At 45.8% G+C, this 24,816-nt stretch carries 24 protein-coding genes and 2 pseudogenes; 2 read left to right on the forward strand and 24 right to left on the reverse strand.

Features of this window, described 5'->3' with window-relative positions:
* Window positions 1–377, reverse strand: a pseudogene (locus AB1K91_RS13395) (helix-turn-helix domain-containing protein); the annotation flags it as partial.
* Window positions 378–489: 112 nt separating this feature from the next.
* Window positions 490–813 (reverse strand): DUF4190 domain-containing protein, encoded by a 324-nt coding sequence (locus AB1K91_RS13400; RefSeq protein ID WP_413090447.1) that lies wholly within the window; start codon window positions 811–813, stop codon window positions 490–492.
* Window positions 814–932: 119 nt separating this feature from the next.
* Between AB1K91_RS13400 and AB1K91_RS13405 the strand changes: the two genes are divergently transcribed.
* Entirely contained in the window at window positions 933–1,208 is a 276-nt protein-coding gene (locus AB1K91_RS13405) for a DUF2624 domain-containing protein (protein WP_413090448.1), read from the forward strand.
* A gap of 37 nt (window positions 1,209–1,245) precedes the next feature.
* Here AB1K91_RS13405 and AB1K91_RS13410 read toward each other — a convergent pair whose 3' ends face one another.
* Window positions 1,246–2,133, reverse strand: coding sequence for a deoxyribonuclease IV (locus tag AB1K91_RS13410; RefSeq protein ID WP_413090450.1), 888 nt, complete (start codon window positions 2,131–2,133; stop codon window positions 1,246–1,248).
* 15 nt (window positions 2,134–2,148) lie between these two features.
* Complete coding sequence (locus tag AB1K91_RS13415; protein WP_413090452.1) at window positions 2,149–3,465, reverse strand: DEAD/DEAH box helicase; 1,317 nt, start codon at window positions 3,463–3,465, stop codon at window positions 2,149–2,151.
* A gap of 174 nt (window positions 3,466–3,639) precedes the next feature.
* Here AB1K91_RS13415 and AB1K91_RS13420 point away from each other — a divergent pair, with 174 nt between their 5' ends.
* Window positions 3,640–4,587 carry a 4-hydroxy-3-methylbut-2-enyl diphosphate reductase gene (locus AB1K91_RS13420; RefSeq protein WP_413090454.1) on the forward strand — a complete coding sequence of 316 codons (948 nt, stop codon included), beginning with the start codon at window positions 3,640–3,642 and terminating at the stop codon, window positions 4,585–4,587.
* A gap of 31 nt (window positions 4,588–4,618) precedes the next feature.
* Here AB1K91_RS13420 and AB1K91_RS13425 read toward each other — a convergent pair whose 3' ends face one another.
* The 20 genes and pseudogenes from AB1K91_RS13425 to AB1K91_RS13520 form a co-directional block, all read right to left on the reverse strand.
* Entirely contained in the window at window positions 4,619–5,728 is a 1,110-nt protein-coding gene (locus AB1K91_RS13425) for a Nif3-like dinuclear metal center hexameric protein (protein ID WP_413090455.1), read from the reverse strand.
* Window positions 5,721–6,431, reverse strand: a complete 711-nt coding sequence (locus tag AB1K91_RS13430) for a tRNA (adenine(22)-N(1))-methyltransferase (RefSeq protein WP_413090456.1) — start codon at window positions 6,429–6,431, stop codon at window positions 5,721–5,723. Before AB1K91_RS13430 ends, AB1K91_RS13425 begins: the two co-directional genes overlap by 8 nt.
* Before the next feature lie 173 nt (window positions 6,432–6,604).
* On the reverse strand, window positions 6,605–7,726 hold the full coding sequence (gene rpoD, locus AB1K91_RS13435) for an RNA polymerase sigma factor RpoD (protein ID WP_093727825.1): 1,122 nt from the start codon (window positions 7,724–7,726) through the stop codon (window positions 6,605–6,607).
* A 37-nt stretch (window positions 7,727–7,763) separates the two neighbouring features.
* On the reverse strand, window positions 7,764–9,587 hold the full coding sequence (gene dnaG / locus AB1K91_RS13440; protein WP_413090458.1) for a DNA primase: 1,824 nt from the start codon (window positions 9,585–9,587) through the stop codon (window positions 7,764–7,766).
* Window positions 9,588–9,610: 23 nt separating this feature from the next.
* Window positions 9,611–10,081, reverse strand: a complete 471-nt coding sequence (locus AB1K91_RS13445) for a YaiI/YqxD family protein (RefSeq protein WP_413090459.1) — start codon at window positions 10,079–10,081, stop codon at window positions 9,611–9,613.
* Between the two features lie 170 nt (window positions 10,082–10,251).
* The gene (locus tag AB1K91_RS13450) at window positions 10,252–11,355 is read right to left on the reverse strand and encodes an acyltransferase (RefSeq protein ID WP_413090461.1); all 1,104 of its coding nucleotides are present in this window, start codon (window positions 11,353–11,355) and stop codon (window positions 10,252–10,254) included.
* A gap of 151 nt (window positions 11,356–11,506) precedes the next feature.
* A complete protein-coding gene (locus tag AB1K91_RS13455) occupies window positions 11,507–12,316 on the reverse strand; it encodes a pyruvate, water dikinase regulatory protein (protein WP_093727822.1) in 810 nt (269 codons plus the stop codon).
* 21 nt (window positions 12,317–12,337) lie between these two features.
* A complete protein-coding gene (ccpN, locus tag AB1K91_RS13460; protein ID WP_413090463.1) occupies window positions 12,338–12,970 on the reverse strand; it encodes a transcriptional regulator CcpN in 633 nt (210 codons plus the stop codon).
* Between the two features lie 28 nt (window positions 12,971–12,998).
* Window positions 12,999–15,086, reverse strand: a complete 2,088-nt coding sequence (glyS, locus tag AB1K91_RS13465) for a glycine--tRNA ligase subunit beta (protein WP_413090465.1) — start codon at window positions 15,084–15,086, stop codon at window positions 12,999–13,001.
* A complete protein-coding gene (glyQ, locus tag AB1K91_RS13470) occupies window positions 15,076–15,966 on the reverse strand; it encodes a glycine--tRNA ligase subunit alpha (RefSeq protein ID WP_413090466.1) in 891 nt (296 codons plus the stop codon). Before glyQ ends, glyS begins: the two co-directional genes overlap by 11 nt.
* 299 nt (window positions 15,967–16,265) lie before the next feature.
* Window positions 16,266–17,009 carry a DNA repair protein RecO gene (recO, locus tag AB1K91_RS13475; RefSeq protein WP_413090468.1) on the reverse strand — a complete coding sequence of 248 codons (744 nt, stop codon included), beginning with the start codon at window positions 17,007–17,009 and terminating at the stop codon, window positions 16,266–16,268.
* Window positions 17,010–17,110: 101 nt separating this feature from the next.
* A pseudogene (locus AB1K91_RS13480) lies at window positions 17,111–17,189 on the reverse strand (YqzL family protein); the annotation flags it as partial.
* Window positions 17,190–17,299: 110 nt separating this feature from the next.
* Window positions 17,300–18,208, reverse strand: coding sequence for a GTPase Era (gene era / locus AB1K91_RS13485; protein WP_413090469.1), 909 nt, complete (start codon window positions 18,206–18,208; stop codon window positions 17,300–17,302).
* Between the two features lie 593 nt (window positions 18,209–18,801).
* The gene (locus tag AB1K91_RS13490) at window positions 18,802–19,182 is read right to left on the reverse strand and encodes a diacylglycerol kinase family protein (protein WP_413090470.1); all 381 of its coding nucleotides are present in this window, start codon (window positions 19,180–19,182) and stop codon (window positions 18,802–18,804) included.
* A complete protein-coding gene (ybeY, locus tag AB1K91_RS13495; RefSeq protein WP_413090472.1) occupies window positions 19,151–19,624 on the reverse strand; it encodes an rRNA maturation RNase YbeY in 474 nt (157 codons plus the stop codon). The genes AB1K91_RS13490 and ybeY overlap by 32 nt, the downstream gene beginning before the upstream one ends.
* Entirely contained in the window at window positions 19,624–21,738 is a 2,115-nt protein-coding gene (locus tag AB1K91_RS13500; protein ID WP_413090474.1) for an HD family phosphohydrolase, read from the reverse strand. Before AB1K91_RS13500 ends, ybeY begins: the two co-directional genes overlap by 1 nt.
* Before the next feature lie 56 nt (window positions 21,739–21,794).
* Window positions 21,795–22,751: a PhoH family protein gene (locus AB1K91_RS13505; RefSeq protein ID WP_413090476.1), complete on the reverse strand. Its 957-nt coding sequence runs from the start codon at window positions 22,749–22,751 to the stop codon at window positions 21,795–21,797.
* A 2-nt stretch (window positions 22,752–22,753) separates the two neighbouring features.
* Window positions 22,754–23,992: a sporulation protein YqfD gene (yqfD, locus tag AB1K91_RS13510; RefSeq protein ID WP_413090478.1), complete on the reverse strand. Its 1,239-nt coding sequence runs from the start codon at window positions 23,990–23,992 to the stop codon at window positions 22,754–22,756.
* A 24-nt stretch (window positions 23,993–24,016) separates the two neighbouring features.
* A complete protein-coding gene (yqfC, locus tag AB1K91_RS13515) occupies window positions 24,017–24,298 on the reverse strand; it encodes a sporulation protein YqfC (protein WP_170829697.1) in 282 nt (93 codons plus the stop codon).
* An 80-nt stretch (window positions 24,299–24,378) separates the two neighbouring features.
* Window positions 24,379–24,816 (reverse strand): hypothetical protein, encoded by a 438-nt coding sequence (locus tag AB1K91_RS13520; RefSeq protein ID WP_413090480.1) that lies wholly within the window; start codon window positions 24,814–24,816, stop codon window positions 24,379–24,381.

Raw genomic sequence — 24,816 nt, forward strand, 5'->3', positions numbered from 1 at the left:
ATGCACACAGATATCTTGTACTGTCATTGTTTTATGCAATGTTTCTACAAGTTCGACTGTCGTTTCTCTATCAACTTACTTTCCAATTCCTTGTACTTTTTTAGCACTTCATTTTGTTGTCTCAAAAAACGGTTTTCTGCTTGTAGCTTCTCCAATTCCGAAGTATAGGAGGGCCCTTTCCCATATGTATATTGTTTTCCAACTGGCTGTTTAAAACGATGAATTTCTCCTGCTTTGTACCATCTGACCCACGTATCTACCTGTGTCTTATTCTTGATATTTAGCTCGTTCATAATCTCTTTTGTAGGCACACCTGCCATTTTCATTTCGATTGCCTTCTGTTTAATTTCCACTGGATAGCTCACTCTTGTCCCCATAGAAAAAACACCTCCAAGTATTATTTCGGATAACAATCATCCGTTTTCAACCTTGAAGGTGTTTTTATTTGTCTCAGCTTATGGGGTCAGTCCCATCTGGAGTCAGCTTTTTTTATACATATGGTGCTGTAAATAGGGAAATGACAATTGCTAAAATACTTACGATCAAGGCGATGTTCCCTAGAGTATCTGCGCCTCTTCTCTTCGCCAATACGCCGAAGACGATACCAGCAGCCCCGACAAGGATCGGTGCGAAAAAGAAAGATGCAACAGATAAGATCAAGGCAATATAGCCGAAGACTTTGCCGGAATCAGTTGTCTGCTGCCCGCCTTCCTTTTCAGAACGTCGGTAGCTATCCTGAGCAGGTGATATCTCCGCTGATGTTTCCACATCATGTTTCGTTTTTACATCTTGATCGAATTGCTCCTTATCCATGTGAAACCTCCTTATCTGGGGTAAGGTATGGTTCTAGTTTGTGTCATACACGCATAAACTAACCAGGTAGATAAAGGAATTCCTATGCTTCATCCACATCCTAGAGCTGGAGGTTTCCAATGAATTTCATTGTGCATAAACTGGTCCTTAACAAGCTAAAGAATCTTACTGTAGATGAAATCCTGGAGCAAAGCCAAGCATACCAAGTGCACCTCACTCCCCTGCAGGCATCCCAAATCGTCCAATTCTTGCGGCAAAACAAATTGGATCCATTCAAAGAATCCGATCGGCTGCAGATGCTGAAAGCCCTCGCTCAAATCACCGATACGCAAACAGCACAGAAAACCCATCAAATATTCCTGCAGCTGGCAAAAGAACACGGCATCCAGTTGTAGCAAAACACCCCGAAAGCATTAGCTTTTCGGGGTGTTTTCACGCCATGATATGTTCTTTTAAATTCGGATTGAAGCTGTTAGCCATCAGCATATCGATTTCATGTGCATAAGGGGCTTTTTTGTTTTTCTTATCTTCCCCGACAAACGGTGTTTCCAAAATCTTCGGCAGCTGCTGCAGCTGATCATGATGAACTATATAACGAAGTGCGTCATAGCCGATATGACCGAAGCCGATATTTTCGTGTCGGTCTTTTCTTGCTCCACATTCATTTTTACTGTCATTGATATGGAGCACTTTCAGTCTGTCCAGTCCGACGACCCTGTCGAACTGCTCCAATACTCCATCAAAATCGTTAACGACATCATAGCCTGCATCATGCGTATGACAAGTATCAAAGCAAATGGACAGCTTCTCATTATGGTTTACGCCATCAATGATACGTGCCAATTCCTCAAAGTTTGATCCTACTTCAGATCCTTTTCCAGCCATGGTTTCCAGAGCTATCTGTACATTCTGGTCTTTAGTCAATACTTCATTCAGACCTTCAATGATTTTCTGTATACCAGCAGCGACTCCTTCTCCGACATGCGCACCAGGATGAAGCACGATCTGTTTTGCTCCGATTGCTTCGGTACGCTCGATTTCACTGCGGAGGAAGTTGACGCCGAGCTCAAAAGTTTCCGGTTTGATTGTATTACCGATATTGATGATATAAGGAGCGTGTACGACGATATCGGTGATTCCGTGCTCTTTCATATGTGCCCGGCCTGCTTCGATATTCAGCTCCTCAATCGCCTTTCTCCTTGTGTTCTGGGGCGCACCAGTATAAATCATCATCGCATTGGCACCGTAGGAATAAGCTTCCTCACTCGAACCCAATAACATTTTCTTACCGCTCATACTAACGTGTGATCCGATTATCATATATCTGCTTTCTCCTTACTTCCGCTTAAAACGATCTTGTCGGTCCAGCTTTTTCTTGATTTTATCTTTCTGATACTTCATTTTACGTTTATATCCAGGTTTTACTTTCTTCGGTTTCCGCACTTGTTTCCATGCTTGAGATTCATTGTTTGATTCCGTCTTTTTCCTTGTAACGCGCTCATTCCATGCTTTCAGTTCCTTCCATTCACCATTGGCTATGTCATAAGTAGTGAACTCGAGACCTTTTGCATCAAGCTTCTGGATAAGCTCCAAGTCGTAATCATGATAAAGGCTGATTGCCGTTCCTTCCATCCCCGCACGTGCAGTCCTTCCGACACGGTGTACATAGAAAGGCTCCTCTTTCGGAAGCTGCGCATTGATGACATGGCTGACACCCTTGATATCGATTCCCCGGGCGGCCAAGTCAGTCGCAACAAGATATTGGAAACGTAGTTCCTGAATATCCCGCAGTACCCGCTTGCGTTCCCTCGGCGTCAGTCCGCCATGCAAAAGGCCCACTTCCAGGCCTTTATCCGTCAATTCTGCCGCCAGGACATTGGCGGCATCTTTTCCGTTAACGAAGATGATCGCCATATAAGGCTGGATGACACCTGCGATTTTCATGATCATTTCCGCTTCATCGCGGTGACGAACCGGGATCAGTCGATGTTCCATCGTTTCAGGGGACAGATGACCGCCGATTTCGAAGTGCTTCGGGTTTTCCAAGTATTTTTTCAAGAATGGCTGCAGCCGTTCAGGGATTGTCGCTGAGAAGACAAGCAACTGAACATCCTGACGCATCCGTGTCAAAATTTGATCCACTTCTTTGATGAATCCAAGATCCAGCATCAAGTCAGCTTCGTCGACAACGAAGCTTGTGGCAGGGTACAGATCCAAAGCCTGCTCCTCCATCAAATCAAGGATTCGGCCTGGTGTACCGATGACGATTTGCGGCTGCGTTTTCAATTTCTCGATCGATCTCTTTTTGTCTGTACCGCCAATGAACAGCTTTGTATGCCATTCGTTCTCTTTGCCGGCAAGTTTGATGAAGTGACGGGCTTCCTCATAAATCTGGATAGCCAATTCCCGTGTTGGTGCGGTGACGACGAACTGTGCGTTCTGCTCGCCTTCTTTTAGCTTGCTGAACAACGGAATCAAATAAGAATGTGTTTTTCCTGATCCAGTATGTGACTGGCCGATGACACTTTCTCCCCGAAGTACAGCCGGGATGACTTTTTCCTGAATTGGCGTCGGTTTTGAAAAGCCCAGTTTATCAATCGCTTCATTGACTGTCGGCTGAAGCGCGTATTGTTTGAATTGATGATTTTTCATGTATAACTCCTTTTGGTCATTCTCTTACTCCTACATTATAGAGGAGTTTGTCATATTTTGCACGATTGCGCGCAGATAATAAACAATCTTTGTCATATTCCCGAATAGCCTTTATAATGGAGAAGACCCAGAAATAGATGTCCCGTGTAAACGGAGAAGGGGGAAACACAGCGAATGAACGTAATTAAAATAGCGCCGCGAGGTTATTGCTACGGTGTGGTGGATGCCATGGTGATCGCGCAGAATGCCGTACGGGATGAAAATCTGCCCCGGCCGATCTACATTCTAGGCATGATCGTGCATAATGCGCACGTGACCAATGCATTCGAAACGGAAGGCGTCATCACACTCGATGGTTCGAACCGAATGGAGCTTTTAGAACAAATAGACAGCGGTACAGTAGTATTTACCGCACACGGAGTCTCTCCGGAAGTAAAACAGCGCGCCCACGATAAAGGGTTGACTGTACTTGATGCAACTTGCCCGGATGTGACACGCACACACGATTTGATCCGCGAAAAAGTTGCTGAGGGCTATGAGGTCGTCTATATCGGCAAAAAAGGACACCCAGAACCCGAAGGTGCAATCGGTGTCGCTCCCGGCAAGGTTCATCTTGTCCAGACGGAAGAAGACGTACAAGCACTTGAACTGGATGCATCCAAGCTGATCGTGACAAATCAGACGACGATGAGCCAATGGGATGTTTACGACGTCATGCAGCTTGTAAAAGAGAAATTCCCGCAAACAGAGATGATCCAGGAAATCTGCATGGCGACTCAAGTTCGCCAGGAAGCAGTTGCCGAACAAGCAAAAGATGCCGATTTGACTTTAGTTGTAGGTGATCCACGAAGCAACAACTCCAATCGCCTTGCACAAGTATCCGAAGAAATTGCCGGCACGAAGGCATACCGCATCGAGGACCTTTCCCAGCTGAAACTCGAATGGCTGGAAGGTGTCGAAACAGTGGCCATCACTGCTGGTGCCTCCACTCCCACTCCTGTAACGAAGGAAGTTATCAACTTCATCGAGAAATTCGACCCAGCAAACCTGGAAGATGTGAAGCTGGAATTCAACGTTGATCCGAAGAAAATCCTTCCGAAAGTGAAAGTTAAAAAAGCATAAGGAAACCGAGTCCATGTCGGACTCGGTTTTTTCATATGGATCGGAACGGATCCGTGTTCACTTGAGATGTAAAAATAGGCACTTCCATGAATTCTGCCTGCAGATAGTCGGCTACTTTTTGCTTCATGATCTTTTCTGCATAATGACCTGGATCGATCAGATTCAGACCCGCTTCCATTGCATCCTGTGTTTCATGGAATGTTAAGTCACCAGTAATATAGACATCCGCCTGCTTGAGGGCCTGGTTGATATAGTCACGACCGCTTCCTCCGAGGACAGCAACTGTTTCTACCGTAGCAGATGCATCCCCTATAAAACGAACATGCTGGACATCATAACGCTCTTTTACCAGTTCAGCCAGTTCCTGCAAAGTCATTGGTGCGGGTAATTTACCAATACGGCCCAACCCATATACTTTCCCTGTTTGTTCAACCGGGTAAATATCGTACGCTACTTCTTCATAGGGATGGGCTTTCATCATCGCAGTTACTGCTTGACTTACATTCTCACTAGGTACAAGCACTTCGATGCGGACCTCTTCCACTTGCTCCAGCTCTCCTGCTTGACCGATGAAAGGCTGTGCATCGGCATTAGGCTGGAAGTACCCGCTGCCTGCTGAAACAAAACTGACTTTCTCATAATTCCCTACGTTCCCAGCGCCTCCCGCATGCAAGGCATCCTTCACTTTTTGCTCATGCGTCTTTGGAACAAAGACAATCAGTTTCTTGTAAGTCTGATTCCCTTCCGGCAAAAAGACTCTTTTTTGATTCAATTCCAAAGCATCCGCCAGTAAGTCATTGACACCGCCTTCGATCAGGTCAAGATTCGTATGTGCAGCATATACGGTTACATCATGTTTTAAAAGCTTACGGATGATGCGCCCCTTAGGTGCGTCAGTATCCAGTTTCCTCGGCGGAGCAAATAATAATGGATGATGAGCAATGATCAAATTGATGTTGCTGCGAATTGCTTCATCGACAACAGCCTCGGTCACATCCAGTGTTGTCATGACACCTGTTACCTCGTCATCAAGCGTTCCCACCTGCAGTCCGACATTATCCCAATCATATGCAATCGATTGTGGGCACCAAGACTCAAAATGCTTGATCACATCCGCTATGCGTATTTGCTTTTCACTCATCCAATTCCTCCTCAAGCCATGCCAGCTCTTTTTTAAAAGATGCAAGCTTCGCTTCGTCGACTTGTTGAGCTTGCTGCATGTTCGCCACATTTCGCGCAAGTTTCCGCTTGTAATCAAGCCACTTTGTGCGGAAGGCTTCATTTTTTTCTTTCAACAAAATCGGTCCGAACAAAAGCTCTTTGTCGCGGATGGCTTCATCCTTATGATAGATATCCTTCCCCCGCCGCTCAGCGACTAACACCTCATAAACATGTCCTGCTTCTTCTAGAATCTGTTCTTTTTGCAATAAGAATCCATTGTTTAGGAACCATTTCCGCAGAACCCTGGCATCAATATTCGGCTGCACGATAAGCTGTTCGACACGCCCTAGTTTATCCTTACCCTGTTCCAGGATCGAGGCAATCAAAGGCCCCCCCATCCCGGCAATGACAACTTGCTTCACCTCATCTGCTTCCACTACCGCCAGACCGTCACCTTTGCGTACATCGATGCGATCTAATAAGCCTTGTAGTTTAACTTGCTTTTGAGCACTGCGAAAAGGTCCTTCATTTATTTCACCAGCTATCGCTTGGCTTGTAGTATCTTTCAGACAAACGTAGCAAGGCAGATAAGCATGATCCGATCCGACATCGACAAAATGGGCAGATTCAGGCAGATGGGCAGCTACTGCCGAAAGCCGCTCCGATAATGATAAAACGTTCATTATATCCAACTCCTTTGTCAAATATACGTGTTTTTTGTAAGATTTCCTCCCATAATTTTTGGCGGGAGAATTTGCATTCGCCTCTCAGTTTTTGTAAAATGTATGTATTCCCAAAGGCAATAAGAAAGCCCAGCCACATGCAGTTAAACGCATGATAGCTGAGCGCAGCCTTCTTATTCTAGGAAATCCTTCAAGCGTTTGCTCCGGCTTGGGTGGCGAAGCTTACGCAATGCTTTGGCTTCGATTTGACGGATACGCTCTCTGGTTACGCCGAATACACGGCCGACTTCTTCCAGTGTTCTCGTTCTGCCGTCATCAAGTCCAAAACGCAAACGGAGAACATTTTCTTCCCGGTCAGTCAATGTATCCAATACATCCTCCAATTGTTCTTTCAGCAATTCATATGCTGCATGATCAGATGGAGAGGTTGCTTCCTGGTCTTCAATGAAGTCCCCAAGATGGGAATCATCTTCTTCCCCAATCGGCGTTTCAAGGGATACCGGTTCTTGTGCGATCTTCAAGATTTCACGTACTTTTTCCGGCGTGAGATCCATCTCTTCCCCAATCTCTTCCGGAGACGGTTCACGACCTAAATCCTGCAGGAGCTGACGCTGTACGCGGATCAATTTATTGATTGTTTCAACCATGTGCACCGGAATACGAATGGTACGTGCTTGGTCGGCGATTGCACGTGTGATTGCCTGACGGATCCACCAAGTTGCATACGTACTGAATTTGAAACCTTTACGGTAATCGAATTTCTCAACTGCTTTGATGAGGCCCATATTACCTTCTTGGATCAAATCAAGGAATAACATACCACGGCCGACATAGCGTTTCGCAATGCTGACAACAAGTCGAAGGTTCGCTTCAGCCAATCTCCGTTTTGCTACTTCGTCCCCAGCTTCGATTCTTTCTGCAAGTTCGATTTCCTCTTTGGCGGACAATAAATCGACACGTCCGATTTCTTTCAAGTACATACGTACAGGGTCATTGATCTTGATGCCGAGTGGTACACTCAAATCATTCAAGTCAAATTCCTCTTCTTTTGCGATTTGCTTCATATTAGGGTCCTGATCGGATTCACCAATCACTTCCACACCTTGTTCGTTCAAGTGTTCGTAGATTTCATCCATCTGATCGGAATCCAATTCGAAATTCGCAAGACGCTCGCTTACTTCTTCATAAGCAAGGACTCCGCGCTTCTTACCCATTTCAACAAGGAGATCTTTTGCTTGCTCCAATGTCATTTCAGTATCATTCACTTTAGAACCTGCTGGCTTATTTTCTGCCATAAGTCCTCCTCCTTCCAAAACATCAAGCTATCTATTGTTACAGAGAACTTTTTAAAGTTCTACGTATTTCCATGATTTTCATGGCTATCTGTGCTGCACGAATCGGATCATTCTCCTGTTCGGCTTGCCGCTGCTCGGCCAGCAGCTGGCTTATATCCGTCTTGTTCACTTGCTCGCGCTTGATCGTCCGAATGTAATCCCCGATTTCCTGATCACTGATATCCTCGACCACCGGCAGCATTGCCGTTTCTATGACCAGCTGCTGTAAGGCTGGATCCGCAAGCGATGACACGAATTGACTGACATCCGCCTCATGGCCCTCCTCATAAAAGGCATAGAGATGGGTGGCAATCACCTGGATCTGCTCGGTTATGAATGAAGCACCTATTTCTTCCTGAACCTTATCCGCAATTGCCGCTGTTCTAAGCATATGCGCGAGCAACTGTTTTTCTGCCGTCTGAAAGGCAGTTGGGATTTTTTTTTCATAATGGCGCGACTGCTGTTTTGGAACCTGCGATTTAGCCGGATTGCTGACGGCTTTCCTATTTTCCTTTTTACGCAGTCTGGGCGCAAGATCGGAGGCAAGTGTATCAACGGAAAGATCCATTGCATTTGACAGCTCCCGCAGATAGTGTTCCCTTTCCACAGAGCTTTCAATCTGTGCAATCTCATCCAACACTTTTTCTACATATTGCAGGCGATCTCCTTCAATGGATAGATTGTAGTCCTGCTTCAAGTACTGCATCATGAAGGACATAGCGGTCAGGGCAGCATCAATGATGGAACGTTTGAACTTTTCAGCCCCATGTTCGCGGATGAAATCGTCTGGATCAAGACCATCCCTCAGCATGGCGACACGTACGTGGTTGCCGGCCTTCTGCAGTGCTTGCAATGCTCGGTAGGAAGCTTCAAACCCAGCCTTATCGCCATCGTAACAAATGACAACTTGTTCCGCGTAACGCTTCAACAGCCTCGCCTGTGTGTCAGTCAGGGAAGTGCCCAGTGTCGCAACTCCGTTCCTGACCCCAGCCTGATAGGCTGCAATCACATCATTATACCCTTCGAATACGACCACCTGAGCCGTTTTTCGGATTTCACTCCTGGCCAGATCGAAATTGAACAGCATCCTTCCTTTCTGGAAAAGCTCGCTTTCGGAACTGTTCAGATACTTCGGTTCCTGACCACCGCCCAGTGTGCGACCACCAAATCCGACCGTCTTGCCAAGGTGATTCCGGATCGGAAAGATAACCCGGCCGCGAAAGCGATCTTGAGGCTTATTCTCTTTATCGGCCGAAAACAAGCCAGTGTGAAGCAGCTCCTGTGGCTTGTACCCTTTTCCTTCGAGGAATTTCACGGTAAAGTCCCTGCTGTTCGGGGCAAACCCGAGCTGGAATGTATCAATCGTCTCCTCGGTCAGACCGCGGCCAAGGAGATATTCATACCCTGTCTTGCCTTCTTTTGTATTGCGCAGCAGATTGTGATAGAGCTTTACTACCCACTCATTTGCCTCAAGTGCGGTCTGCTCTTCCTTGGATTGTCCTCGATCCTGCTGCTCTGTCACATAGGCAGGTACGTCTGTCCCGCTTCTTTCAGCAAGCCGCTGGACTGCTTGGGAGAAAGGAATGCCTTCCAGTTCCATCAGGAAGGTGAATACATTCCCCCCCTTGCCACAGCCAAAACAATGAAATATCTGCTTTTCCTGCGTCACGGAGAAAGATGGAGACTTCTCGCCATGGAAAGGACAAAGTCCAAAATAATTCCGCCCTTGTTTCTTTAATTGGACATGCTCACCGATGACATCCACAATATCATTCGATTTGCGGACTTCATCGACTACTTCTTCTGGTATTGCACCAGCCATTCCACATCACCAACCTATATAATTCAACAACTTCCGTCTGATTCCTGCATTTTTCGACAATAAGACGAAAAAATAGTAAGGAATCTTCTTCTATCAGCAGCTGTCAGCTTGGAAGGTCCCTTTATTCGTTTGCCCTGTCGTTGATTTTTGATCCGCATGTGCTTTCTTAATAGGATTTCATCAGCGTCAGCATCCGTAATCAACTCTCCGCGAGGTGTAATGACAGTTACGTCCTTTGCTGTAAGCAAAGTTGCCAATGCAAGGTCCTGTGTCACAACACAATCTCCAGAGCCGATGTGATTCAGAATGTACCAATCCACTGCTTGATCAACAGGATCGAGCACTACCCATGAGGCATCTGAATCACCGCCTAAGTGATTGATGGTGGTAATAAAACGGACAGGAACGTGATACGTTGCACATGCAGATATAATCTCCCGCTTTACAGGACAGCTATCTGCATCCACATAGACAATCGGGTTATGTGATTTCATGTCTCACTTATTCTACAATAAAATGCGGAATCCTTCCTTTTTCGTAAAATTTTTATAAAGCTTTTTACCTCAAGGGTTACCATTTATACATAAATCATACTAACAACATTTTTTCACAAAAACTAATTATAATACAAAGTAAATGAAAAAGCCATCAATTTAACCTTTAATCAAGAAGCCTTTGACTGTTTCAGTCGACCGCTGCTCCTCGGTAATTTACCGAATAGAATCGAAGCAAAAGGCACGAACCGATGGAAAAGATAAATAACTACAAAGCAGACGCCCATCACTGCCAAATACCGCAGCATTATCTGAATATGAAATAGATGGTTGCTGTATGCGGGTATAGTTCTTGTCACATAATCCAGAACTAACGGATGAAGCAGATAATACCCGAATGAATAGCTCGCAATCTGCTGCAGTTTGGCAAGCGTTGAGACGGATAACCTGTCCGTCACCGATTCAGCAATTCTAAATATTGCATAACAGCCTGTTATAAGGAAGATATAATTTACGCTCTCATAAAGGATGTTATTCCATTCGAAGCTTCCCAGTGTCCCGGCAGCATAATAATACATTGCAATGCCAGAGCCCGCCATGGCACTGATAAGCAGCCAGACCCACGTAGACCAGTGTTTGCTTTTTGCTTTTTCCCTATCATAATGCACGCCAATCCAGCCTCCGAGCAGCAGTGTACCCATCAGCTGGAGGAATAACGGGATCGGACTGGGTGGAAGGAAAGTTTGCAAGGCAATATAACCTAGCTGAAGCAGCCCTCCGAAAACAAACATGTATCTCCTGAAAAAAGCCCAGCTGTGATCCAGCCATATCAGCAACGGAAGAACCAAATAGACTTGAACAATGAGAAAGATGAAATGCAGCTGGTAGTAGCTTTCGCCAAAAATAATACGTTTTACGATTGCAGCTGGCTGCAAATCACCAAACCCAAGCACTGCTTTATGCAGTTCATACATTAGGGCCCATATGATGTAAGGAATCAAAATGAAGCTGACTCGTTTCCTGTAATAGTCTTTCCACAAGGTTTTCGTAAGTTTTTTATGTTTATATCGATAAAAGAAAATCAGACCGGTGATGGCAATGAAGATGCCGGCTTCTATCCGGATGATTCGGTTAAGGAAGTGGTATTTTTCATATGCGTCGCTTGCAAAAGGCAAAACGGTGGCATAGGCACCCGTTACATGGACGAGTACGACAAGTGACATTGCCAAAAGCCGCATCAGATAAATGGATTGGATCTGCTGTCGTTTATTCATGTTTGGCCTCCTGGTCGGATTCGTTTTACGAAACAGAAGAGGCAACAACAGATTGTCTGCTGTCACCTCTTTTTATTTATTCGTAACGATTCCCCCGGAGTACCATTATCAAGCTAGTTGTACAGAAATTTAACACTAACTTTAAATTAAATTAATCCTGTTGATTGCGTACAGTCAGGATACTATTCGCCGTTTCTTCGACTGCTTTATTGGAAACATCAATCACGCGACAGCCGATTCGTTCGACAATCTTATCAAAATGCTCCAGCTCATGATTGATCCTGTCGATATTGGCATAGCTCGCTTGATCTCCAAGACCGAGTGCCTTGAGCCGCTCTTTACGGATATTATTAAGCTTTTCCGGACTGATGCGCAGACCGATGCATTTTGCGGGATCCACTTGGAAAAGCTCCCGGGGCGGTTCGACCTCGGGAACGATCGGGACATTGGCAACCTTCAATCGTTTATGGGCCAAATATTGGGATAAAGGCGTTTTCGATGTACGTGAAACACCAATGAGTACAATATCCGCCCGGCTAATACCTCGTGGATCCCGGCCGTCATCATAGCGTACCGCGAATTCGATTGCTTCGATTCTGCGAAAATAATCTTCATCAAGCCGATGTACAAGGCCTGGCTGAAGCTTCGGCTTCTGATGGAACATATTTTCCATCGCATCCATCAGTGGTCCCATCAAATCGATGCAAGGTATGCCATGTTTTTTTGCTTCGTTTGTCAGGAAAGCCCGGAAATCCGGGTTGACCATCGTGAATGCGATGATCGATGGGCGTTCGTTGGCTTGCTTTATCGTTTCTTCCAATATGGATGTGCTCTCTACATAGGGAACACGCTGCAAAGCGAATGGTGCTTCCAAATTGAACTGGCTGAGCGCAGCTTTCACAACAAGCTCTGCTGTTTCTCCTACAGAATCTGATACAACGAAGACGATTGGTTTCTCCATCGGTTCCCCTCCTGGATTCTTTTACATAAGTTCATTGCGAGCGAGTTCGACGAAAGCCTTCGTAATCGTCGTCTTTGTAATACGCCCGACAACCTTTGCTCCTGCCTCATTCGATCTTTCCAAGACCGGCAGACTGTCGATTTGTTTTTCAATCAGCCGATTGGCCGCTTCAACCAGCAGCTCATCTGGATAACAAACAGCTACGTTTGGCATCCTCGTCATGATGATGTGAACCGGGATATCCTGCAGCACCTGATTACCAATGCTTGCTCGCAGCAGATCCTTTCGGGATACAACGCCCACTAGATTATTATCTTGGTCGACTGCAAAGAGTGTTCCGACATCACTGAGGAACATTGCACTGATGGCATCATAAGCAGAATCATCTTCCTTGACGACGATAGGCATCGACTGAAAATTCTCCACTTTATATTTCATCAGTTTTTCCGTGATGATTTCCGAACCTGTCTTACCTGTATAGAAGTAGCCAACACGAGGTCTTGCATCAAGGAAACCTACCATTGTAAGAATGGCCAAATCCGGCCTCAATGTCGCACGAGTCAGATTGAGCCGTTCGGCGATCTGCTCACCAGTAATCGGACCCGCCTCTTTTACAATCGCGATAATCTGCTGTTGTCTTTTAGACAAATCCATGTTCATCACCTCTATCCAAGAACTGCCCTCATTGGACCTGCTTCCACTGTACTTTTGTCACATCCGCGTAGCTAAGGATCAGTGCAGCCAATTGGTTCAATAATGATAAGCGGTTCGTTTTTAGTTTTTCATCCTCTGCCATGACCATCGTATGGTCGAAAAATGCATGGATGCTGTCAGCGAATGCAGCCAATGTATCCAAAGCTTCTTTAGCCTGCCGTTTGGACGCAGCATCCAAGTAGGCAGTTTTGTTTTGCTCAAGCATACTATATAGCTGTTTTTCCTGTTCATTTTCAAACAATGATTCGTCCACGCCCTGGTCTGTACCTTTTTTGGCTAGGTTGATGACACGGCCCAAAGCTTCTTGTACTGGCTTGAAATCCTCATCGTGACGCAATGCCTGCAATGTTTTCGCTTTTGCAAGCGTATATGGATAATTACCGATTTGGATAGTAAGAACCGCTTCGACTACGTCATAAGAAATGCCTTCTTCTTTCAGCAATTGAGCAGCACGCTGGTGGAAGAAGCTGCGAATATCCTCTGTGTACACATCCTTTTCAACGGTCGGCAAAGAATTCTGTTCGAACAGCGTAACTGTGCGATCAACGATTTCCTCAATGGTAATCTGCCAGTCTGTTTTCGCAAGCATATGGATGATGCCGACTGCTTGACGACGCAAGCCGTACGGATCCTGGGAACCAGTCGGCACATTGCCGATGACCATACTTCCAACAATCGTGTCCAATTTGTCAGCGATGCTGACTATTGTACCTTCTACAGTCTCTGGAAGCGCCCCATGGGACGAAAGCGGCATATATTGTTCGCGAATTGCTTGGGCAACGCGTTCATCTTCTCCGAAGTGACGTGCATACTTCTCACCCATGACACCTTGTAATTCTGTGAATTCATTCACCATATTAGTCACGAGGTCGAATTTAGCGATGCTTGCAGCTCGTTCGGCCCGGAGTGCTGTTTGCTGATCGATACCTGCAGTTTCACTGATCATCTTCGCAATCTTCGTTACACGATCCACTTTATCCTGCAAAGTGCCAAGTTCCACTTGATAGACCATCTTAGACAGTTTTTCCATTGCTTTCTCAATCGGCTGCGCTTTGTCTTCCGCGTAGAAGAACTCAGCATCCTGCAGTCGCGCGCGCAAGACCTTCTCGTTTCCACGGGCGACATTTTCCAAGTGTTCGCTGTTTCCGTTACGGACACCGATGAAATGTGCCAGTAGCTTACCGGAAGCATCTGTCACTGGGAAGTAGCGCTGATGCTCTTTCATACTGGTGATCAGTACCTCTTCGGGCAGATCAAGGAAGCTATCGGCAAAGTTGCCGTGGAAAACGGTTGGATATTCGACCAGATACAATACTTCCTCCAGCAATTCTTCGTCGATTGGAATTTGCCATCCGTTTGTTGTCTCCAATTGACGGATGCCATCGATGATCATCTGCTGGCGTTTCTGTTGATCAACGATGACGAATTGCTTTTCAAGCACAGAAACATATGCGCCAGGATTGTCGATAGTCACTGTGCTTCCCAGGAAGCGATGACCATAAGTAAGATTCGATGATTCAATTCCGGCTATCTCCATCGGGATGATAGCTTCCCCGTATAATGCAACGATCCATCGGATAGGTCGTGCATACCGCAGGCTGCCGGAACCCCAGCGCATATTTTTAGGAAAATGCAAGCTGAGCAATACATCTTTAAAGGATGGCAGCAAATCTGCCGCAAGCTGTCCTTTAACAAATTTCTTCACGAAGATATATTCTGTTCCGTCTACATCTTTTGTGAAAATATCCTCGACTGAAGCACCTTGACCTCGTGTGAAACCTTGGGCTGCTTTTGACCATTGCCCTTCATCGTCTTTTGCAATCCGCAGTGCCGGTCCTTTGACTTCTTCTTCGATATCCGGCTGCTTATCCGAAAGAGACTGGATTGTAACAGCTACACGTCTCGGCGTGCCCTGCACCACTACCTTTTCAAAGGAGAGACCCAACTCATTCAGCCATGCTGCCGTTTTGGTTTCAAGCTGTTCAATCGTGCCAGGCAGAAACCGGGCAGGCATTTCCTCCAAACCGATTTCAAACAGTACATCTTTATTCTGCATGCTCATCCGCTCCTTCTTTCAGCATCGGGAAACCAAGTCGTTCCCGTTCCGCTACATAGCTCTTCGCAATGGATCTAGCTAGGTTCCGGACTCTTCCGATATAACCAGTACGCTCGGTAACCGAGATAGCGCCTTTTGCATCCAGCAAGTTGAATGTGTGGGAACATTTCAGCACGTAATCATAGGCAGGGAAGACAAGACCTTGGTCCATGATCCGCTTTGCTTCTTTTTCATACATATCAAACAGCTGGAACAGCATGTCCGTATCCGATTCTTTAAAAGTATAAGTGGAATGCTCGAATTCTGGCTGCTTGAAAATATCTGCTACCGTAACACCATCCGTCCATTCAAGATCAAAGACATTCTCTTTATCTTGGATGTAAGAAGCAAGCCGTTCCAGTCCATATGTAATCTCAACAGAAACAGGTTTCGCTTCCAAACCTCCGATTTGCTGAAAATAGGTGAATTGAGTGATTTCCATACCGTCAAGCCACACTTCCCAGCCCAGGCCAGCCGCACCTAGGGTCGGGTTTTCCCAGTTATCCTCGACAAATCGGATATCATGCTCCAAAGGGTCGATACCCAATTTGCGCAAGGAGTCCAAGTAAAGTTCCTGGATATTTTCTGGTGAAGGTTTCATGATCACCTGGAATTGATGATGCTGGTATAAACGGTTCGGGTTTTCCCCGTAGCGACCATCAGCCGGGCGGCGGGATGGCTCCACATAAGCTACGTTCCATGGTTCGGGACCAAGACTGCGCAATAAAGTCATCGGGCTCATTGTTCCGGCCCCTTTTTCTACGTCATACGCCTGCATCAATAGACAACCCTGGTCAGACCAATGCTTCTGTAACGTCAAAATCATGTTTTGGATATTCATCGGATTCCCTCCATCTTCTTTTCATCAACGTCAGGATGGACAAAGAAAAATCCCGTCCTTATGCTGCATACGATACACAGCATAGGGACGGGATTACCGCGGTTCCACCCTATTTGCTCCCAAATGGAAGCCACTCTTTTCCTTTTTGCTCCGAAGCGCCTTCCCCGTCTGCCTTCATTCTGGCTTCCACTATCCCAGATTCGCTGTGCAAAGAACATGACGGATACTACTCTTCTTCAACGCAAGCCGTCGATTTTCATCTATCATACTAAAATGCCATACTAATTGTCAACAAACCTTTATTGAAGTTTATCCAATTGAGCAAGGAATTTCTTGCTTTTCAGGAAATAACCCCCGTACCGTTCGTAATAAGCATCCAGGATCTCGTTCAAAAGTCGTTTTGTTTCCGTCTTTACTGAAATATTGCCGATTCTGGAAATATCGATGCTGGAAAAAAGCTGCAGGAGCTTTGTTACTGTTTCCGATAATACATAAGCATCCGGATCCAGATGCATACACCGGCGGCAAAGCATGCCACCTTCAGGTACGGAAAATCTAAAAGGCATCTCTGTATTGCCGCAATTGACACATTGGTGAACGGTCGGTGCAAAGCCGCCACGGCGGAACATCTTCAATTCATAGATGATTCGCAAAACATCTGCATCTTTTCCATCATTGATCCATTCCAGCACTTGCAGCAGCTGCCGGAATAGATCAGGGTCAGGCTTATTATTATCAGTCAGCTTATCTGTCATTTCCGCGATATAAGATGCATAAGCTGTTTTTACGATGTCTTCACGGATTGATCGGAAGCTTTGCAGCGGTTCTCCCTGCTGCATCGCCCCCATACCGGACCCAATCTGCACCAGAAATGAGCCAAAGATGAATGGCTGCGCGATGGCAGCCATCCGGCTTTTCGGTTTTTTCGCGCCCCTGGCCATGACAGCTATTTTGCCGCGATCCTCGGTGAAAATCGTGATGATTTTATGTGTTTCCCCATAGTCCTGCGTACGCAGGATGATTCCTTCGACATTTTGGAGCAACGCTCTCCCCACTCCTGTTGCTTACATTTTCGATTGAAGGCGATTATAATTCGGGAGCTCAATGATGTTATCTTGCTCCGGAGGTATTAGTGAATTGTACATCGTTTCGATTTCTTTCATCAATAAGTAGGTTTCGATACTCCCGGTCTTGCTAAAGATTTTCCAATGGAAATCAATCACAGGAAGTCCACCTTTCTTTGTATTTTTAAGAAATGAACATACAAAACAATTACTCCTAATTAGGATGACACCTTACCCTCGAATCCATGTGCTTCAAATATTACCAGCTATCAATATTCCTCACGGCTGAAACCGTAATCATTAAGCTGGGCTTGCTTGTTCCGCCAATCAGGCTGTACTTTGACCCAAAGCTCCAGGAACACCTTACTGCCAAGCAGCATCTCTATATCCCTACGTGCCAGCTTCCCGACTTGTTTGAGCATACTGCCCTGTTTGCCGATAATGATCCCTTTTTGGGATTTACGTTCCGTGACAATCGTCGCTTGGATGAATACCTTTTCAGTTGTACTGTGACGATTCTCAATCGCTTCGATGACAACCGCAATCGAATGCGGGACTTCCTCGCGTGTCAGATGCAATACTTTCTCCCGAATAAGCTCACTGATGACAAATCGCTCCGGATGATCCGTAACTTGATCCTCTGGATAATATTGCGGTCCCTCTGGTAGATAACCTTTTAAAGTTTCAAGTAAATGCGCTGTATTATTACCTTCCAATGCACTGATCGGAACGATTTCAGCAAAGTCCAACTTGTCCTTATAAAGCTCGATAAGTTCCAGCAGTTTATCGGGATGGACTTTATCAATTTTATTCACTACAAGAAAGACAGGATTATTGACCTTCTGCAGTCTTTCGAGGATAAATTGATCGCCTCGGCCATAGCCTTCTTCGGCATTGATCATGAACATGACAGCATCCACTTCATTCATCGTGTTCTCTGCTGTCTTTACCATGAAGTCCCCAAGTTTATGCTTCGGTTTGTGGATACCAGGCGTATCGATAAAGATGAACTGTGCATCATCCTGAGTGAGCACCCCTTGAATCCGATTACGAGTCGTCTGCGGCTTATCACTCATAATAGCGATCTTTTGACCGACAAAACGATTTAATAAAGTTGATTTCCCAACATTCGGTCGCCCGATGATGGAAATGAAACCAGAACGAAATTCTTTCTCCATGCTGTTTTAATCCTCCAAGTACTAGTACGACAAAAACCTCAAGTACTATAAAAATGTTGTATCTCTATCTTACTACAAATCCCCCGCCACTTCACCCATTCGACAAAAGGGGTTAAAAAAAACCAAAAGCGGAGAAGAACGGTAAGAAACGGAGTGGTAAGTGAGAAGGTCCGGAGGGAGGTGGTATTCCTTCCGCAGGGACTTATCGCTTACAACGCAGTTTCTGGTCTTCGGAGCTAGACGATAACCAAAAGCGGAGGGAACCGTTAAGAAACGAAGTGGTAAGCAAGGGAGCCCAGAATGGGTGATTTCCCCACGGCGGGATTCATTGCTTACAACGCAGTTTCTGGTTCCCGCAGCTAGACGACAAACCAAAAGCGGAGAGTGCCGGTTAGGGACGGAGAAGTAAGCGAGAAAGCCCGGAGGAAGGCGTTCTATCCTTCCGTAGGGATTTATCGCTTACGGCGCAGTCCCTGCTCTCGTAGCTAGACGAAGCAAAAGCGGAACAGCTTCACCTACCCTGTAATTTCCCCACTTCTAGCCTTATTAACTTTAAAACAACGAAAACCGCCCACCAATATGGACGGTTTTTCTCACATTACCGAAATGATTTCCGGAACGAAAACGACCAACCCTACAACTATGGCAGTCATCGCTGCAATGAGGACAGCTCCGGCTGCAATATCTTTGATGAGACCAACTGCCTTGCTCTGTTCGGGTGACAGATGATCCATCGCGAGCTCAATGACGGTATTGATCATTTCTGTAGCGATGACGAAGCCGATACTCAAAAGGATGGCGGCCCATTGGGCTGTTCCGATTCGAAAAATGAAACCTGCAAGCAGTGCGATGACCGCTGCAATCGTATGAATCCGAAAATTCCTTTCTTTGAGGAAAGTCCATCGAATCCCATTCCACGCATAACGGAAACCGATGCCGGATTTAGTTTTCTTCCCGCTTGAGTCCGAAGCCATTCAAAATCTCCTCTTGTCGACCGAACATCTTCTTCTCATCAGCTTCATTCATATGATCATATCCTAACAGATGCAAAAAGCCATGCAGGGCAAGGAAACCCAATTCCCTTTCCACACTGTGACCATAATCCTCCGCTTGTTCTTTGGCTTTGTCGACCGAGATGATGATATCGCCGAATACGACCGGGATTTCTTCCCCGATAATCTGCTGTTCACCTTCGCCTTCTTCCTGCATGGCGAAGGAGATGACATCCGTTGGTGCGTCCTTTTGACGGTAATTACGATTAATCACCTGTATTTCCTCATTATCCACAAATGTGATGGACATCTCTGCCTCTTCCGTTATCTTTTCTGCTTCCGCTGCGTATTGGATCAGCCGATCGATCAGATCAATATAATCTTCTGTCACGGAATTTGTCTTATCATGAAAATCAATATGCATTAGTTTGCCTCCTTCACTTTTTCTTCATCCGGATATTCGATTCGGGAATGGAATATTCCAGTTAGCGCCTGACAAATCGCTTCCTTGATCACTTGTAATTCCTGCAATGTCAGCGGCGCACAATCCAGCTGACCATCCATCAGCTTATCCTTGATGATGCTGTCAACCAAGCTGTGGATTTTTTCCTGTGTCGGTTCTTTCATCGAACGGACCGCCGCTTCGACGGAGTCACAAATTGATAGGACAGCTATCTCTTTAGTCGATGGTTTTGGCCCTGGATAACGATATGTCTCTTCCTTGACGTCCTTATTATATTCCTTTTCCTTGTAATAGAAAAACTTCAAAAGGGATGTACCGTGATGTTGCTCGGCCATATCGATGATTTCTTTCGGAAAATGATTGTTTTTAAGCATCCGGGCGCCGTCATAAGGGTGACGGATGATGATTTCAGCGCTTTGCCGCGGCGAAAGTTTGTCATGTGGGTTTTTCCGACCCATTTGGTTTTCGATGAAGAGTTGCGGCTGCCGCGTTTTGCCAAGATCGTGATAATAGGCACCAACCCTGGCAAGCAGACCGTCTGCACCGATAGCTTCACAAGCTGCTTCACACAAATTGGCTACCATGATGCTATGGTGGTATGTACCAGGTGCATCAGTTAGGATTTTTTTCAATAATGGGTGATTCGGTTTGGATAATGCCAAAAGCTTGGTCTCCGAAAGCACACCGAACCCTGCTTCGACAAACGGCAGTACTCCTGCCACCAGTATCACTGTCAGGATGGCAGATAGGACGGCAAAACCGATGTAAAGCAGCACCGCTTCCCAAGCATACTTTTCGAATGCAAAGAATAAGAATAACAATACACTGACTACTTGAACAATGACAAGCAATAGAAATGACTTTATCATTGCTGTCTTATCTTTTACATTCCTGATTGCATAAATAGCTGCGAGCTGTGCGAATAAATAGTAAAGCGCAGCTTCCATATTAAAGGACCCTGGTATCTCATCATTCAGGATGATAGCTGCCAATATACTGTAGACTATCGCATATCCAATAGCGAACCGCTCACTTAGCAGATGACGGAATAAAACCGCAGCAAATGCAGCAGGCAGCAACAAGTAATAATGCTGATCCGTTGTTCCAAGGACACCGATCGGTTTCAATAACAGCACGGACAAACATGTAAGCAGGAACGTAAACAATAAGACAGACTTACCCGATCCCGTCCGTTTTTTTAATGTATGTATCGTTTCGTAAGTCAGGATGCCGGTCAGGAGCGCCATGAACAAAGCAAGACCGACAAGCGGCAGCACATTCCTTGTATTATTCAGCAAGCCGACAAGCTGAAGCTCTTCGTATACATCATTTGTGATTGTCTGGCCTTCCTGTACGATGATTTCACCTGCACGAATAATGACAGGCGCCACATTTTGCTGGGCTTCTGCCCTGGCTGAAGCTGTTTCTTGCGCATCAAAGGAAGCGTTCTGAACGATGGCAAAGGCTGTGAGCGAACGGAGTGCTTGCTTGGTTTCGCTGGATACATCCGCATAATCGATACGTTCTCCCATTTCCTCCTGCGTCTGTTGCACCTCGTCACGTTTCACTCCATCTTCCAAGAACCCAGTCATAGCATCCACGAATACTTTTTCACTGATTTCCCTTTCATTGACGGGTATTTTCAAAAGCTGCTCGAGCTGACGGTCCGTCAAGTCTTCTTTGACAGATTCCGAAAGCAAGTTCTTGACAATATCCATTCTCTGGTCGATTGGACGATCATCTTCATCTGCTTGAGCAAGAGTAGAGAATATCTCCTTGACAGCATCGGTTTTTGCTTTGGTAATTTCGGAAGATACGGTATAACGGTCATCAATCTGCTGGCTTGCTTCCTGCCTATGTCTTTCTGTCTGGGCTTCATTCTCGATTGTGATCGGTGATCGAATCGTTTCACTTGCCGCATCGTAAACCTGGACATCATAATCCCTAGTCGTCACGTTGGAGGCTGTCATAATGAAGAAAAAGCATCCAAGCAACAATGCTCCGATCAGGATGAATGCACGTTCACCAGTGTTTGACTTTTTTCTGAACAGCTCCTTGAACTTTATTCTAGCCACACTCTGCCCTCCTATCCGCCTGAACCGAAAAAGACCCGGAGCCGGGCCTTTTCTTTTTACTCAGACTCGTATGCTTCGATGATCCGCTGGACAAGCGGATGGCGTACGACGTCTGTCTGTTTCAAGTAGGTGAAATAGATACCTTTTACATTGCTTAGCTTTGTTTCAACGGAACGCAGGCCGGAAGCGACACCCTTTGGCAAGTCAATTTGCGTCAAGTCACCGGTGATGACCATTTTGGAACCGAATCCCAGCCTGGTGAGGAACATCTTCATTTGTGCATTTGTCGTATTCTGTGCTTCATCCAGGATGACGAATGCATCATCAAGTGTACGTCCACGCATATATGCCAGCGGAGCAATCTCGATCGTTCCGCGTTCAATCAATCGTGTCGTCTGCTCCATACTAAGTACGTCATGCAAAGCATCGTATAACGGCCGGAGATACGGATCGACTTTTTCCTTCAAGTCACCTGGCAAAAATCCTAGGCTTTCGCCTGCTTCCACTGCAGGACGTGTCAGGATGATGCGCTTGACGATGCCTTTTTTCAGGGCATTGACTGCCATCACGACGGCCAGATAGGTTTTACCCGTACCTGCAGGGCCAATTCCAAAGACTAAGTCATTGGACTTGATGCCGTTAATATAGTTCCGTTGACCAAGTGTTTTGACACGTATGGATTTACCTTTCGCATTTTTGGTTATTTCATCATCAAATAATGTTTCAAATTGATCGAGATTATCTTTTTTAGCTAACTCTATTGCGTATACCACATCACGTTCCCCGATCGGTATACCGCGTCTGATGACAGAAGCGAGAGCTTGCAGCAGTTCCTCCGCAGCCCGAACTTCCTCTTCTGTACCAGTCACACGGACTTCTTCTCCCCGGGTGACAATGGATACCCGGAATTGCTCCTCGATTTGCTTGAGGTGGCGATCCTCCGTTCCAAACAGAGCCAATGTTTCATTCGTATCTTTTAATTGCAAATTCACACGTTTTACGTCTTCGGGCATAATCAATCTCCTTGAGATATAGGTTGAGATGTTGCGATATCTTCATTTACTTGAAAGTATAAGATTAATTTTACTTTACCATTCTCAACAGTCTCATGTAAAATTTTTTGAGAAATAATGTCAGCATCTGCGCCGACTTGAAGTTGTAAATCCTGCTTGGCTATCTTCTCCGCCTGTGCCATTGCTTCATCTTTTGTACGTTTCACTTGTTTTGTGATGCGCTCATATTCCGAGGTCTTGGTGATACCGATGGGCAGCTCCCAACGAAGAAAACGCAGATGGCGCACAGAAGTCTGTTTCTGTGAATCCTTGAATCCGGAGTCCCCAAATCCCCATACAGGCAAACGGAAACCATCACCAAATTGAATAGCGTATTTACTTTCCTGCTTGCCACTAAGAACGGTGTATGTTTCTTCCAGCGGAACCGTTGCAGACACATTATACCATGTCCGTGCGATGATGCTGCCAGTTGCAGCAACTGGTTCTCTCGTATCTTCGGGCTTGGTTTTATCTTCTTGATCCTCTGGCACAGGAGGCGGTTCGTTGCCGATCATACCTGATACGAGAATATCCCCAGGTTCGACGTAGTCATGGACACTGACTTGCGGTACTCCTTCTGAGACGAACATATCGACGATGACACCTTTTTTCTTGGCTACAAGATGCCGTGGCCCAGGTTGTTCCCCTTCTTCCACAATGGTTTTCGGCACACCTTCCAATGAATAGGTTGTCCCTTTTTCTTGTACTCCTATCCAAAGGAGCTCCGGAATATCCTGCAAAAGACGCTGCTGGATATCAACGGGGGCACCAAGCGTCAGCTTGAATGCACCTAAGCGAACACCATACGCATCCAGTTTTGTTTCAATTTGGTGTTCCAATTCGGGGCTTACGCCTTTTATTTCAATTTTCCAGACAGTATTTGATAGAAAAAAAATAAGAAGTATGCTGAATGCCATACCAAGCAAGAGTGGTTTTTTATGCAGCAATGCAGAGAAAAGGAAAGGAAATCCATGCTTGCTGCGGAACTGTATTTTGTAGCCTGTCCGTCTTCGCTGCATGCGAAGCCTGCTGATATCCTGTTTCCTGATCTTCGCTTCACATGTTTGACTATCCTTTTTGATTATGTCCCAGACCAGGATTTTCTCCTGTACGAGCTGATTGAAGAACAGCTCCGGTCTATCCCCTTTTATCAGTACGGTCACATATCCAGTGAAATAAATATCCTGTGTGTGCTTCTTCATACGTACCTCCCCGATCTGCTTGCCTTATGAATCGATGAATTTGAATTCTTTCATTTTGCCCTCAAGCAAGATTTCCTCCGGCAGCATGACTTTCAGTACAAATGACTCGCCTGTGATTCGAAGAAAGCCTTTATTTAGCCGCAGCCGAAGTTCATTATCTGAAAAGAGAACTAATCCCCTATGATTCTCGATATAGGCATGAAAATGACCAATCGTCGTAATACGAGGGAGTTCAAGCACTACATCAGCAGGCATATCCAAATGCTCAGTAAACCAATTCCCAATCCGCTGCTGCCATTTTTTCATTCCCATCAGCTCCCCTCTGCACATTCTATGTGGAAGGGCAGCAAGTAAGAACAGTCCATTGAACGAAAAAAGCGAGCCCATCAATGGACTCGCTTTCTGTAAGTGCGATGCGGTTTCTTTGCGCGTGGTTCTCCAAGTATCTCCGACCAAACTACTTGTTCGGCCAATTGTCTGCTTGTTGGCCGTTTCAGCTTGATCGGTTTGGTTTTTGGCTGGTCTTTCTTTTGCTGGCCTACAGAAGAGGCACTACGCACTTCCACTACTTGTTCCATAGCCTCTTTGACTTGGTTTCGATAATCATCCACTTTCTGCTCTGATCTGAGCAGTTCCGGATCCTTCCTCTGCTGCTTCTGCTGAGGCCGCGGGCTTTTTCGCGGCTGCTTTTCTTTCCAATTCTTCACTGGAGGCTGTGTTCGTCTGGGATCATTCTCTTTCTCGCCTTTTTTTCCGACTGAATTAATGAGGAAAGCAATGGCGGCGATTGCCAGCGGTACAAGAAATTGAAGAATGTCAAACAT

This window comes from Terribacillus jepli (assembly GCF_047228925.1).
In the GTDB taxonomy this organism is placed as follows: Bacteria; Bacillota; Bacilli; order Bacillales; family Amphibacillaceae; genus Terribacillus.

What these genes read in the sequence shown, in the direction of transcription:
- AB1K91_RS13430 (WP_413090456.1), bottom strand. Translation starts at nt 6,431, where the DNA reads ATGAACGTTTTATCATTATCGGAGCGGCTTTCGGCAGTAGCTGCCCAT.
- AB1K91_RS13410 (WP_413090450.1), bottom strand. Translation starts at nt 2,133, where the DNA reads ATGATAATCGGATCACACGTTAGTATGAGCGGTAAGAAAATGTTATTG.
- glyS (WP_413090465.1), bottom strand. Translation starts at nt 15,086, where the DNA reads ATGCAGAATAAAGATGTACTGTTTGAAATCGGTTTGGAGGAAATGCCT.
- yqfC (WP_170829697.1), bottom strand. Translation starts at nt 24,298, where the DNA reads ATGAAAAAATGGCAGCAGCGGATTGGGAATTGGTTTACTGAGCATTTG.
- AB1K91_RS13400 (WP_413090447.1), bottom strand. Translation starts at nt 813, where the DNA reads ATGGATAAGGAGCAATTCGATCAAGATGTAAAAACGAAACATGATGTG.
- AB1K91_RS13490 (WP_413090470.1), bottom strand. Translation starts at nt 19,182, where the DNA reads ATGGCTTCGGACTCAAGCGGGAAGAAAACTAAATCCGGCATCGGTTTC.
- AB1K91_RS13415 (WP_413090452.1), bottom strand. Translation starts at nt 3,465, where the DNA reads ATGAAAAATCATCAATTCAAACAATACGCGCTTCAGCCGACAGTCAAT.
- ccpN (WP_413090463.1), bottom strand. Translation starts at nt 12,970, where the DNA reads ATGGATTTGTCTAAAAGACAACAGCAGATTATCGCGATTGTAAAAGAG.
- AB1K91_RS13405 (WP_413090448.1), top strand. Translation starts at nt 933, where the DNA reads ATGAATTTCATTGTGCATAAACTGGTCCTTAACAAGCTAAAGAATCTT.
- era (WP_413090469.1), bottom strand. Translation starts at nt 18,208, where the DNA reads ATGGAGAAAGAATTTCGTTCTGGTTTCATTTCCATCATCGGGCGACCG.
- rpoD (WP_093727825.1), bottom strand. Translation starts at nt 7,726, where the DNA reads ATGGCAGAAAATAAGCCAGCAGGTTCTAAAGTGAATGATACTGAAATG.
- yqfD (WP_413090478.1), bottom strand. Translation starts at nt 23,992, where the DNA reads ATGAAGAAGCACACACAGGATATTTATTTCACTGGATATGTGACCGTA.
- AB1K91_RS13455 (WP_093727822.1), bottom strand. Translation starts at nt 12,316, where the DNA reads ATGGAGAAACCAATCGTCTTCGTTGTATCAGATTCTGTAGGAGAAACA.
- AB1K91_RS13450 (WP_413090461.1), bottom strand. Translation starts at nt 11,355, where the DNA reads ATGAATAAACGACAGCAGATCCAATCCATTTATCTGATGCGGCTTTTG.
- AB1K91_RS13505 (WP_413090476.1), bottom strand. Translation starts at nt 22,751, where the DNA reads ATGCCCGAAGACGTAAAACGTGTGAATTTGCAATTAAAAGATACGAAT.
- AB1K91_RS13445 (WP_413090459.1), bottom strand. Translation starts at nt 10,081, where the DNA reads ATGAAATCACATAACCCGATTGTCTATGTGGATGCAGATAGCTGTCCT.
- AB1K91_RS13420 (WP_413090454.1), top strand. Translation starts at nt 3,640, where the DNA reads ATGAACGTAATTAAAATAGCGCCGCGAGGTTATTGCTACGGTGTGGTG.
- dnaG (WP_413090458.1), bottom strand. Translation starts at nt 9,587, where the DNA reads ATGGCTGGTGCAATACCAGAAGAAGTAGTCGATGAAGTCCGCAAATCG.
- AB1K91_RS13520 (WP_413090480.1), bottom strand. Translation starts at nt 24,816, where the DNA reads ATGTTTGACATTCTTCAATTTCTTGTACCGCTGGCAATCGCCGCCATT.
- glyQ (WP_413090466.1), bottom strand. Translation starts at nt 15,966, where the DNA reads ATGAATATCCAAAACATGATTTTGACGTTACAGAAGCATTGGTCTGAC.
- ybeY (WP_413090472.1), bottom strand. Translation starts at nt 19,624, where the DNA reads ATGCATATTGATTTTCATGATAAGACAAATTCCGTGACAGAAGATTAT.
- AB1K91_RS13425 (WP_413090455.1), bottom strand. Translation starts at nt 5,728, where the DNA reads ATGAGTGAAAAGCAAATACGCATAGCGGATGTGATCAAGCATTTTGAG.